2 protein-coding genes (1 of these 2 running past the window's edge) are annotated in these 13,676 nt (G+C 62.8%); both read right to left on the bottom strand.

The genetic code is table 11. The features are described from left to right. Positions 1–7,215, bottom strand: the start of a protein-coding gene (locus Q5Y75_RS16630) for a non-ribosomal peptide synthetase/type I polyketide synthase (RefSeq protein WP_306199486.1). It extends 15,435 nt beyond the left edge of the window; 7,215 of the gene's 22,650 nt are visible here — the first part of the coding sequence; the start codon lies at positions 7,213–7,215; the stop codon falls past the left edge of the window. Further along, positions 7,212–13,676 (bottom strand): SDR family NAD(P)-dependent oxidoreductase, encoded by a 6,465-nt coding sequence (locus tag Q5Y75_RS16625; RefSeq protein WP_306199484.1) that lies wholly within the window; start codon positions 13,674–13,676, stop codon positions 7,212–7,214. The genes Q5Y75_RS16630 and Q5Y75_RS16625 overlap by 4 nt, the downstream gene beginning before the upstream one ends.

The raw sequence follows: 13,676 nt of genomic DNA, 5'->3' as shown, positions 1-13,676 counted from the left end.
TTCGGTCACAGGTCGCCGCCCAATGTCATCTATGCGGCGTTCCGGGTTGTCGCACAGATCGCTTAGCAGGGATGAATAGGCGTCGGCCCAGGCGGCCACCGTCCCAGTATCCAACCGCGTGGCGTCATAGTCGAAATCCAGAAGGAACTGCCCATCCGTCGTGATGACATTGAGATTGAGCGCGTATTTGGGGTCACCGATTGGCACTGGCCGGATCGAGACGGGCTGACCCTCAAACCGGATTTGCCCCGGGTCGCGATCCAGATTGAACCCGACCGAAAGCGGCGGCGGGGAAGTGTCATCCTGTATCGCATCCTGTGGACGGACGCATTGGTGATCCAGCATCGCCATGATGCCATGCTTCACCTGGCCGAGCAGGGCGTTGCCCGTTGCCTGGGTATCGACCGACATCACCAGAGGGAAAGTGGCCGCGCATTGGCCAACCAGCCGAGATGCTTCCATCGAGGCCTGACCGGGGACGGGGATCGCAATTGCGAGCCGCGATGCTCCGGAAAGCCGTGTCAGCAAAACGGAATAGGCGGAAAGGAGAACGACGAAAGGCGTGGTGTTTCGGGAGACACTGAGGTCCAGCACGTCCTTTGCCGCCTTGCCGCCGATGACCCGGTGCAGACGCCGCCCCGCCTTGTCGCCTTGCCGAAGCGCCAGCCGGTCGATCGGCAGAACAATCGGTTCGATGCCTTGAGACAGACGTTCCCGCCAGTATCCCTGCGCTGCACGCTCTTCGTCTGGTTTGGCGCTTGCGGCCCAATCTGCAAAATCACCGAAAGAGGTCGATGGTTCTAGCGTGTGATCCGCGCCGCCCGAATAGAGCGCGGCCAGTTCCGTGATCATGACCCCCATGGACCAACCGTCACAGATGAGCGGATGAGCCCGCAAGGCTACGAGCGCGCGACCGTTTTCGAGATCGAGCAGGTCGAACGCCAGCAGCGGGTCCCGTTGAGGATCGATCCGCGTTCCGGCGAGTTCCGCGATCCAGGCGGTTCCGTCGCCATCCTGCAAGTCGTGATCAAGATCAGACAGCGCGTTTGCACTCAGGCAGGGACCTTGGCTGCCGAGTATCAGCGCATCACCGTCTATCGTTTGCGCGCGCAATACGTCGTGCCGTTCGACGAGGCGATTGCACGCGATCTGCAGCCTGTCCGAGTCGATCGGTCCGGCCACTTCCCCCACAAGCATTTCGGCCCGATCGCCGCCCCGTTGCTTGAGCGCCATCAGCCGCATTTCGCGTTGCGTGGCAGTCAGGGGCAGGTGGGTCGGCTGCGGGCTCTCCAGTTCAATGGTCTTTCCACCGCCGTCGTCACCGCCGAAAAAGCCCCCAAGCAGAAGGTCCTTGGCGGCCGCCTCCATAGCGTCTTCGATGGTACTGATATCGGCATCCGAATGGGCGGTGGACAGGAAGCAGGTTCGGCGCTCCCACGAATAAATGCCGCGCAACATCAGTGAGAAGAAGAAGAGCGAGAGCGGGAGCGTCTGGTAAAGTTCTCCCTGCGGGGTCACCTGGCGCACCTGGAATTGCGATGCGAAGCCGGCAATACGGAAAGGTATGCCAAGACGGGCGAACATCGCGTTCAAACGGTCCGTCATTGCCCGGGTCCGGGCGCTCAGGCGCTCCTGTAGCGCGGGGCCCTGCTCCTTCAGATGGGTGAGCGTGGCATGTGCGCTCGCCATCGCCAAGGGATGACGGCAGAACGTCCCGCCAAAGAAGATCTGCGTCGCCGTCGGCCCGCTGCTGTCGCCATAGCGCCAGGCGCCGCCGTCCATCGGATCGATGAAACGCGCCTTGCCCGCGATGGCACTGATCGGCAGCCCGCCACCCAGGACCTTGCCGTAGGTCACGATATCGGCGGTGACCCCGAAATGCGCCTGTGCGCCGCCGGGATGACATCTGAAACCGGTGATCAGCTCATCAAAAACAAGCGCGATATCTCGGTCTTCGGTGATCTGTCGCAATCTGTGCAGGAAGTCTCGCGGTTGCAGATCGGGGTTTCTACTCTGCACCGGTTCGACCAGCACGCCGGCCAGCTGGTCAGCCTCGGCAGCGATTGCATCAAGTGCGGCATCCGTGCCGTAGTCGAGCACGATCACGTCTTCAATCTGGTTCTGGAGAACGCCGAGCGAGGCAGACATGGTGCCAAGCGGGCTGCCAAAGGCCATCGCACCATCGTAGGAACCGTGGAAGGACCCTTTGAAAATGGCAATCTTGGGCTTGCCTGTGACCGCGCGCGCCAGCCGAAAGGCAGTCATCACGGCTTCGGTGCCGGTATTGCTGAAGGCGACGCGCTCGCACCCCGTCAACTCGCAAAGCAGCGACGCGGTTTCAGCCGCCAGATCGCTTTGCGTCGCGAGTTCCATGCCCTCGTCAAGCTGTGCCCGGATGGCGTCGGTGATGAAGGCGGGCTGATGTCCCAGCAACCCAACGCCAAACCCGCAGGCCAGATCGATATAGGCATTGCCGTCGATATCCCAGAGGCGGCTGCCTTCTGATTTCGCCGTAACAATCGGATAGATTAACTCCTTGAGTTCGGGGCTGAATCCGATGGTCGCGATCCAGTCGGCGAGCTGCGGACGGGCCTTGGACGCATAAGCCTTGGACGCGGCGGTATGCGCGTTATAGCGCCTGATCAGGTCTTGCAGGAATTCCTGTTGCCGTTTTGTCAGATCAGCAGTCGGTGCCTGCTGGTGCGCGGCGGGGAGAGTTGCAGGTTTGGGCGGTGGTACTGTCGGCGTTTCCGGTACCGGCGTCGCGGTGGCGTCTGGCTGCGGTGCTGGCAATCCGCTCTGCTGTCCCGACAAAAGGGCGATCTGATCCGACATCAGTTTCAACTGCTGCTGTACGATCTCCTCCAGCGCGGACTTCACCTGCGCAGGCGCTGTATGTTTCTCATGAGCTTGAGGTATGGGCGGGGATTGCGTGACGGCTGGTGCTGATGTCGGAGCGGGGCTCGGCGCTGCAGGTGGTTCGGGCGGTGGCGCCAGCTCAGAAAGATAATCCGCGATCCGTCTGACGGAGGACATCTCATCGTGGAAACTGCTCATCTTCAGGTTCGCGCCAAACCGTTTCTGGATCGCGTTGCGCAATTGCATGAGCAGCAGGGAATCGAGACCCAGCGCGAAGAGGTCGCTATCGAGGTCATGTTGGGCCAGTTCGATACCGCTGATCTCTTTCACCAGATCACACATGGCCGGAATATGGTCCGAAGCGGGTTCCGGGGCAGCGATTGGTGCGGATGAGACCGCCACGGCGGGGGCCGTTGTGGCGAGGCGTGCGGGCATTGAGACAAGGCGCGCGACGATCACGGATTGAAGGGCGCGATCCGGATCGTCTCCGGATAGGGTAAGGACCTCTTCGACGGTAAAGCCCGCGGCGTCCAGTGCCTTTCGCCAACCCGATACGCTCAATACCGGCGAATGCGAGATGCGCAGCGCATCATCTTCGTATTGCCACCAGCCCGGTGTCAGGCCGAAGATCATGCCGACCACGTCATGCAGCCGTGTGACTTCGTTGATGATGAGCTTTCCACCGGGCCGTAAGAGCTCTGCCGCGTTGCGCAGCGTTTCCTGCATGTCCCGGGTGGCGTGCAACACGTTTGACGCTACAACCGCATCCTGGCTTGCGGCCTCGAACCCCTGGGCTGAGGGCGCCAGCGTGGCATCGAGTGTCGCAAATTCCATTGCTGGGTATGTGTTGGCCCAACGTGCCCGTGCGGGCCGGACAAAGCCGTCGCTTATGTCCGTGAAGGTATAAGAAACATCCCGCTTTTCCCGGGCGAAACTGTCGAGAATGCCTTGAGTGACACCGCCTGTGCCGCCGCCGATTTCCAAAATTCGAGGTGCAGAAATGCCCTCAGCGGCAGCCGGAACCGCCATCGCCATGACCGAGTTGAAGGATTGGGATAACCGCCCCTGACCGTAAATCCCCCCAAGCAATTCGGCGGAACCGCCCGGCATCAGCACTTCCATCGGGTCGCGCGCACCGCTCAGAATGTCGGGCAGCGCCTCGAAACACCGGCGCAGCAGTTCGAAAGCGGCACTCATATCGGGGTGATGTTCTTGCAGCCGCTTCTCTTCCGCTCGGGTTTCGGCCGCCCATGCGGCGAAATCCGTGTTGTGCGCCCGTTGCGTTGAGCGGAGCATGTCACCCGTCGCGCCGAGCCAGCCATCTTCGAGCAGCAGATCAACATACCACCGCATCAGGCGCTCATGGGCGGGCAGAATGTCGAGCATCGCGAGCAACTCGGTCTCTGTCCTGCCGAGCTGCGCCAGATCGAACAGGCCGATCGCATGGGCGAAAGCGGCCAGATGCCGCCGCCCGAAGCGTCCCGCCGCCGCGAGATCGTCGGCGACTTGCTTTGCCGGGGGGGCGCCCTTCAATAGCCAGTCCCGCACCGGAGTCCATTGTCGATCTGACGGCTCATCCGGGCGCATCTGATCCGGCAGCTTCATCGGCAGGCGGTAAGCCTTACGCTGAAACGGGTAGGTGGGTAGCTTGATCCTCGGCGCCGCATCCTCGGAATGGAAGCGCCGCCAATCGACCGGCACGCCGCGCACATGCAACTCGCCAAGAGTCGCAAGCGCCTGTTGCCATCCGCTGGTCGAGCGGCGCAGGCTGGGCAGCCACGCCATCTTGTCATCGGGGTCCGCGTTCTCCTCTCCCAGGCTGGACATGACCGCGGATGCGCCGATCTCCAGCGCCGCCGTGCATCCGCGCGCGCGCAACGTCTCAAGCGCTTTCATGCATTGAACCGGTTCCAGCAGTTGCAGCGTCCAGACTGACGGGTCGGTCAATTCATCGCCAGTGACTAATCGGCCGGTCAGGTCAAGGATCAGCGGGATCTTGGGTGCTTGAAGCTGCGCTGCCGCGACACGCTTTTCGAACCTTTCGGCCATCGGTTGCATGTGATGGCTGTGAAAGGCCCGGCGGATGGGCAGAGGCTTGACCGTGACGCCCCGCGCGATCAACGCGGATGTCAGCTGTTCCATCGCGTCGGGCGTGGCGGAGACGGTGGAATTTTCGGGCGCGTTGTAGGCAGCAATGATTGCTTCGACGCCTGTCGCGCGCGCGGTCGCTTCGACCTCGGCGGCGGAGGTGAAACAGGCCGCCATGCGTCCTTCCACTGCATTGCTTTGCGCCAATTGCCCTCGCGCGATCACAAGGTCCAGCGCGGCGCCGAGCGACAGCACCCCGGCGGTATGAGCGGCGGCGAAATGCCCGAAGCTGTGGCCGAAAACCACTGACGGCACCACGCCCCAGTTGCGCCACATCGCCACCAGGGCCACCTGCAACGCAAAGAGAGCGGGCTGCGCGACTTGCGGATCGTCGAAAGCGGTCTGCTCGGTATTCTCGTCAAAAAGCAACTCATGCAGGTGCCGCCCAAGCAGAGGGTCAAGCGTCTTGCCGCAGGCGTCGATCATGTCCGTGAAGGCCGGGACCGTGCCATAGAGATCGCGCCCGACGCCGCTTCGCAGACCGCCCTGCCCGGAGAAGACGAAGGCGGCGCGTGCCGGTTCGTTGGGGTTTGCGCGCCCCAAGATCACACGTCCGGCCTGCGGTGTCAGAGGATCTTTCAGTAAGGTTTTCATGTCCTGCGAGGTATCGCTGATCAGCGCCGCCCTCAGGGCGTGATGCTTGCGCGTTACGTTGGCATTCGCGCAGACAGTTGGCAGGTCGCTGCCGGGCAGGCCCAACGCTTCTGAAAAGCGCCCGGCCACCGCGGCAAGCGCTTCGGTCCGTTGGCCCGACAGGGCGAGAATTTGCACCGGTCTTTCGGTCGACGGTTTCGGCTGAGCTGCCGCCTTCGGGGGTGGGCCGATGATGGCATGGGCCACCGTGCCGCTAAAACCGAAGGAACTGATGCCCGCCAGTCTGGGCGCGCTTGCCCCGCTCTCGTTGCTGCAGGGTTTCCAGTCCCGAGACCGGGTCACGAGTTCAACCGGTGCGGTCTCCCAGTCGATCAGTGTGTTTGGGGTATTGATATTGCAGTTTGGCGGCAACTCCCCATGGCGATAGGCAAGGGCCAGTTTGACAAGGCCCGCCATTCCGGCGGCAGCTTCCAGATGGCCGATATTCGATTTGGCCGATCCGACCAAGAGAGGCCGATCCGCAGGCCGAGCCGGGCCGAATACTTCGGTGATCGCGGCAATTTCAATAGGGTCACCCAGTTGAGTGCCCGTCCCGTGCGCCTCCAGATAGTCAACCTCGCACGGGGTCTTTTTCGCGCTCGCGAGTGCAGCCCGTATCACATCCGCCTGCGATCTGACATTCGGGGCGGTCAGCCCGTTACCCCGGCCACCATGCCCAACGGCAACGCCATGGATAACGGCCTGTATGCGGTCACTATCCCGTTGCGCATCCGAAAGCCGCTTGAGCACCAGAACGCCGCATCCCTCGCCTCGGCCATAACCGTTGGCTTCGGCATCGAAGGTCTTGCAGCGCCCATCCGGCGCCAGCGCGCCGAGCTTGGAAAGCGCGGCAAATGTCTCGGGGCCAAGCATGAGGCTGACGCCGCCGGCAAGCGCCAGATCGGCGGAGCCCTGAGACAGCTTCTGACACGCCTGATCAAGAGCCAGCAGTGACGAGGCACAAGCCGCGTCCACAACCCCGACCGGTCCCCGCAGATCAAAGTTGTAGGCGATCCGCCCCGCCGCGTTCGACTGGGCGACGCCCGTTGCCGTATGCGGTGTGATCTGGTTCAGATCGTCGGAAAACAGGCTGGCGCGCTCATAGTCCGATTTCTCGATGCCCACAAAAACGGCGGTTCTGGACCCGGCTAGGGCGTCAATCGACAGACCGGCATCCTCGAAAGCCTCCCATGCAACCTCCAGCAACAGCCTCTGTTGCGGGTCCATCGCGGCAAGTTCCGCAGGTGCCAGACCAAAGAGGCTCGCGTCGAACCCGTCCGGGCGGGCGTCCAAAAAATGGCCGCGTATGGTTGCAAAAAACGCTTCATGCGGACCCGCGATGTTCCAACGATCCGGTGGTATGTTGCAGGACGTATCAAAGCCCTGATTGAGAATGTCCCAGAAAGCATCGGGATTGTTTGCACCGCCGGGGAACCGGCACCCCATACCGATGATTGCGATAGGTTCATCCCCACGCGATTGCGCCTCTTCGAGCCGTTCCTCGAGAAGCGTGATCACCTTGATGGCCTCTTCAAGGTCGCGGTCGTCATATGATGGCGTGGGTGGGGCGCTCATCGATACTTCTCCAGTTTGCTGCGCAGCGCGTCGCGCGCGGTGAGGTGCGTTTCGCCCGCCTTCATGGTCGGTTTGGACGCTTCTGGCTGGTTTTCGGCTGCTTCGTCCCCAAAGTTCAGCATCTCGACAAGATGTCCGGCGAAGCTGCGGATCGTGGGGAACTCGAAGAAGCTGGTGACCGGAACGGGACAGGCAAAGCGCGCCTCGATTGCCTTGCGCAATTCCACAAGGGTCAGCGAACTGATCCCCAGATCCTGCACGCTGGCGTCGGGGTCGAGCAGATCTGCCGGTGTCTGATCCACTGCTTCGATGATGGCGGCGATCTCAGCCATCAGCGCTTGTGGCCGTTCAACTGCTGGCAGGGCGGCGATGCGTTTCAACTGTGTCCGGCCTGTCCCCGCAGAGGCTTGCTGCGGCGGGGCAGGCCGCACGTCGCCTGTCGCAGTCTGGGTGGCAACGAGTTCGGACAGTCTTGCCCGGTTGCCGGGATCTGGCAGATATTCCGTCCACTTTGCGGGATCAAACTCGGCCAGTGCAACGACCGGAAGACCGGTTTCCCACGCCTGCTCCACGCCACCAAGCAGCAGGTCCGGCTGCAAGGTGCCGAGGCCGAGCGCGGCAGGATCGCGCCGCGTCGCCTCGCCTTCTGCCATCATTCCCAGATCTGCGACCGGACCAAGCTGCAGGCTCAGCGACGGCAGTTCCTGCGCCGCTCTGAAGCGGGCCAGCGCATCGAGGCCGCCATTCGCCGCGGCATAAGCACCTTGCCCCGGCGAGCCGATCAGCGTGGCGATCGAAGACAGGCAGATGAAGTAGTCGAGCGGGATGTCGCGGGTCAGATCATGTAGAACCCATCCCCCAGCGACTTTGGGAGCTGCGACCTCGGCGATCAGATCGGAGGTCATGCTGTGGATTGTCCCATCGCGCAGCACAGCTGCGGCGTGGACCACGCCGCGTAAGGGAAGTGCACCATCCCTGAGCTGTCGGATCAAATCACTCATCCCGGCGCGATCACTGGCATCGACCGCCACGGCCTCCAATCGTCGCTGCTCTGCGTTCAGGCGCTGCATCGCGGTGCGGACGGCTTCACCCGGTGCCGCGCGCCCGGTCAGCACCACCTGCCCCGCGCCCGCATCCAGCATCTGTTCGGCAAGGGCCAGCCCGACGCCGCCCGTACCACCGGAGATCAGATAGCTCGCGTCACCCCGCAGCATCCATGTGCGTGCCGGTTTCGCCTCTTCGACCGGGGCAATCCTTTCGGTGAAGAACCCGGGCCCTTCAAGCCGCAGTTCATCGGCGTCGAAATCGCTCATGTCACTGCGCAGCAAAGCGGCCAGCCCGGCCAGATCCGCTTGCCCCGCCAGACGCGCGCGCACGATGTTGAGTTCGGGATGCTCGCGGGCTGCCACCCGGGAAAACGCTTCAAGCGCGTCCGGGCTTGCTTTGTCCGGCATAGGGTCAAACGTCACACACCAGAGCCGTGAGCCAGGGTGCGGCAGACTCGCCTGGATCGCAGTGGCGAGATCTGCCAATGCCTGCGATGTGCGGTCTGGCGAGACGGTCCCGGTCAGGTGAACGAACCAGCCGTCACCCTCCAGCGCGCCATCAGCCGGACCTGTCAAGGCAACGATGCGGCAATTGCGTTCGGTCGCCACAAGTTCTGCAAGCGCACAGGCCAGCACGGCGGCCTGTTCGTCACCTTCACCATGGGTGAGTGTCAGAGGTGGCAGCTTCTTCTCAGCCAGCGGCATCGTCAGAGGACGGATAGCGGTTGTGTAGAGCGCGCCCTGATCCATCGCGGATCCATCCGTCAGAGCGGCCCACGGATCATACCCGTCAAGCCAGAACCGCTTGTGCTGCCAGGGATATGTCGGCAGATCGGTCAGGACGGTGGGTTCGTCAGAAAGCCGTGTCCAGTTCGGTGCGAGGCCACGGCAGGTCAGTGAGGCAAGCGTATCGGCCACCGCGCGCGCACCTGACATATTGCGCCGCAAGGTCGGAACACTGGCAAAGGAAGATGCCCCGCCGCCCGCTGCGTCAATGCAGGCCGTGATCGCGGATGACAACGCGGGATGCGGTCCGATTTCCACGATATCAGTGCATCCATCAGCGAGAAGGGCCTGCATCGCCTCCGCAAACCGAACGGTGCCGCCGATGTTCTGCGCCCAGTATGCAGCATTCACGTCTTCGGATCGATGCAAGGTGCCGGTCACGGTGGAATAGAGCGAGGCGAGAGGGGGCAGTGGAGAGAGTGTTCCCAACTGTTCTGCAAGTGCTTTGGCTTCGGACTGCACGTGCCGCCCGTGGAACGCGTAGTCCACACCCAGATCGGTGCCGGGTATGTTCCGGTTCTTGAGGCGGGCGGTCATTGTATCGATGCAGGGCTGATCGCCTGACAGCACCACTTGATCCGGGCTGTTGACGGCGGCGAGGTCCAGCCCCTCGACGGCGGCGAGATGCGGGGCGATGGCCTCTTCTCCCAAGGGCACAGCCAGCATCCGGCCACGGCCTGTCGCTGCCTGCATCAGCTTTCCGCGATGGGCGACCAGCCGCACGGACTCCTCCAGCGACAGCACTCCCGACGCATAGTGAGCGGCAATCTCGCCGACACTGTGACCTATGACGGCATCAGGCGTCAGGCCCAGTTCTTCGAGCATTCGGACAAGGGCAGCCTGCACCGCAAAAATCGCGGCCTGGGCGCGGTCGGTCCGGCGCAAAAGGTTGGCGGCGTCGGGGCTCGTCAACGTATCGCGCACGGTCCATCCGGTCAGCGGTAGAAGTAGTGCGTCGATCCGCTCAATCTCGCTGGCGAAGAGGGCCGAGCGCTCCAGCAAATCAACGCCCATCCCGGCCCATTGACTGCCCTGGCCGGTGAACACAAAGGCGATCTGGTGCAATGCATCTCCGCGCTTGCGCCCGGTCTTGATCGGGCCGGGGCGATCTTCGGCCAGGGCCCTCAGCGCCGTCTCTGCCTCGGCTATGTCCGACACTGCACCAGCGGCCAGGTGTGTCAGATCAGCCTGATTATGCGCCAGTGCCGAACAGAATTGGGTCAGATCGAGATCGGGATGCGTCTCAAGATAGTCGGTCAGTTGCCCGGCCCGGGTCCGAAGTGCCTGCGGGTCGGCGGCGGAAAAGGTCAGGACGGGCAGGGGACCTACCTCTTCCGGTTCTGCGTCGGTGATGGCTTGCCGCTCCGCCTGTTCGACGATCACATGCGCGTTGGTGCCCGACAGGCCGAAGGCCGAAACACCGGCGCGCCGCGGCGCAGCAGTCTCCGGCCATGAGCGGGGTTTTGTCACCACCTCCAATGTCTTGTTTGTCCAATCGATCCGGTGGTTGGGAACCCGGTGATTCAGGCTTGCTGGCAATGTGCCGGACTGGACGCAAAGCGCCGCCTTGATCAGCCCCACCATTCCCGCCGCCGCCTCCAGATGGCCGAGATTTGTCTTCGCCGAGCCGATGAGCAACGGTTTGCCAGCACTCCGGGAAGGGCCAAAGACACGGGTCAGCGCGTTTGCTTCGATCGGGTCGCCCAGAGGTGTCCCGGTGCCGTGCGTTTCGATATAGGCGATATCTGCCGGGGCCAGACCGGCGCGGGCGAGCGCGTGATTGATCAGTGCGCCCTGGGCCGGGCCGCTGGGCACCGTGAGACCTCCGCTGCGGCCGTCCTGATTGAGCGCGGTGCCGGTGATCATCGCCACCGATGGCTCGCCATCGCACAGTTGATCCGCAAGGCGCAGCACCACCGCTCCGCAACCTTCGCCCCGGACATAGCCATCCGCTTCGTCATCGAATGCGCGGCACTGGCCGGTCGGGGACAGCGCCGAAACCGCTTCGAGCTTGGCATGGCCATCGGGACCCAGGATTAGGTTTACCCCAGCGGCAATCGCAGTATCGCATTCCCCGGCAATGAGGCTCTGGACCGCGAGATGAACCGCAACCAGCGCCGAAGAGCAGGCGGTATCGACAACCATCGCCGGTCCCCTCAGACCCAGCGCATAAGCAATCCGGCCTGCTGCGATCGCAGGCGCGGTGCCGGTGTAGGAATGCTGGTTTGGTGTCGTCTCGTGACCTAACCCATACTCGCCTGGCCCGATCCCGACAAAGACACCGATTTCGTGGGCCCGCCGCTTTGCGCCGCTCAGACCTGCGCGTTCCAGCGCTTCCCAGCAGACCTCAAGCAGGAGGCGCTGCTGAGGGTCCATTGCTTTCGCCTCGGCCCAGGAGATGCCGAATAGCTCAGGATCGAAGCCGTCGATCTCGTCGAGAAATGCGGCGACGGGGCGCTTGTGGCGCGGCAGGCCCCTGGGCGCGCGGGTGTCGGGCAGAGGACCAATGGCGGAACGGCCTTCGGACAGGAAAGTCCTGAACGCCTCAGGTGTCGCTATTCCGCCGGGAAACCTGCAGCCCAGACCAGCTATCGTGATCTTGGGCTGAACCGCTACAGCTCGGGTCGAGGTTTGTTCCGGGGTAGCCAGACTTATGGCCTCGGCCAGCGATAACAGCGTCGGATAGTCATAGAGAAAGGCAACCGGGATGTCGCGACCCAGCGTTTGCCCTGCATCCACAACCAGCGCCATCGCACGGGCGGAGTTGAAGCCCTGATCTACCAATGGCTTTCGGATATCGAGATCCGACCGGCCCAGTACCTCGGCGGCGCTTGCCTGAAGCACGCGCAGCACCTGCCGGGTGCGTGTCCGCCGGCCCCCGGAGAGGCGGCGTGCCGCCGCCCGCTGCAACTGCTCCAAAGACGCAACCGAGTCATCGTAGGCACCTGCTAGATATTGCTGCCCCAGATGGCCACGTCGGATCTTGCCGCTGGAGGTTTTGGGCACGGCACCTATCGGGATCACCCGATCGACCTTCCATCCACCCAAAGCGGCCAGCGCCTGCTGCACGGCGCGGGTCAGACCGGCCAGTTCCGCGTCGATCCTGCGGCTGTAGAGGAAGATCAGCAATTGTTCGGCCTGCGATGCGAGATCGAAGACCGAGGTTGCTACGACCTTTCCGAGTTCGACACCGGGCACGGTTTCAGCGACGCGCTCGATATCATGCGGGTAGAAATTTTCGCCGCCCAGGGTGATCATTTCCTTGATCCGACCGGTGATGAAAAGCCTTCCATCCCGCAACACGCCGAGATCACCCGTCTTCAGCCATCCATCTGCAGTGTACAGAGAGGCACGCGGCGCGTTGAGATAACTCTGCGCCGCACTGCGGCTTTGCAGCTGGATTTCACCTACACGGTTCTCGCCGAGATCCCCGTCATCCCAGCCCGCGATACGCAGGGAGGTGTTTTCGACCGCGCGGCCAACATCGACAAGTTGTACGGCGTCCTGCGGACTGCTGGGTGGCAGCAGGGTGTCGCCGGGACCAAGCGCCGCCCGGCTCGCGCTGAACGTCCGAAGGCCATCACCGGGCACTGGGACGGTCACAGCCAGAGTGGCTTCGGCAAGGCCGTAACCGGGATACATCGCTGCGCGCGGCAGATGTGTGCCGGCGATCAAATCCATGAACGTTTCCCAAAGCTCTGCCGAGATTGGTTCGGCGGCGTTAAACATCAGCCGCACCTGCGAAAGATCATCTGTCAACGGTGCTTTGCCACCGGTTAGCTTCAGAAAGTGCTTGAGACCGAAATTGTTGGTGCAGAGCACCGTCGCCTTCAATTCCGATGCGCGCGTCAACCAGCGTCGGGGCCGCTGCACAAAGGACTTGGTTTCGATCTGGACCTGGTTTGCACCCAAAGCGAGTGGCAGAAGGTGCATCAGCACCATGCCCATATCATGGGTGAGGGGAAACCAGCTCAGAAAAACATCGTCCCGCGTTGCTTCGCAACTGGCGCCGAGATCCGCCAGATGCGCCACCACACGGCGATGAGTCAACACGACCCCTTTTGGTTCTCCGGTTGAACCGGACGAGAACTGGATGAAGGCGGTGCTGTCGGCATCCAGACCGACGGCGTTGAGCTTGATGCGAAGGATGGCGTCCGCCGGGCTGTCTACAAGGGCCTGATAGCTCATCTGTTTCGCCCGCAGAGACAACAGGACCTCATCAAGTCCATGATACCGCGCAACCTTGTCAAACGGCCCGGCCAGTCCGGTTTCAGATATCAACCAGGGGGCGACCAGCACCTGCGCGACATGCAGGACCTTGAGCGCGGCCTCGTCTGTGGCGCCTGGCTGCAGCGGAACCGGTTGTGCCCCCGCCAGAACGCAGCCCCAAAACGATTCCAGAAATCGCTGGGGAGGACCGATCATCACGACGACCTGATCGCCTTCTGTGACGCCTTCGGCCAGCAGACCGAGCGCGATCTGCTCCGCTGACTCTGCAAGCTGGGCGTAAGACTGATAGGCATCGCCCTGCATTCCGTAATGTACACCGCGATCCGGGTCGGCCTGCTGCAATAGCTGACGAAGATCGCACTCCAGAAGCTTGTTCTGGAGCTGAACGGAATCGGTCAT

Origin of the sequence: Ruegeria discodermiae, assembly GCF_030758345.1 — a bacterium.
Taxonomy (GTDB): Bacteria; Pseudomonadota; Alphaproteobacteria; order Rhodobacterales; family Rhodobacteraceae; genus Ruegeria_C.
Note: the sequence above shows the minus strand (reverse complement) of the source record. Positions and strands in the feature narration are given on the sequence as shown.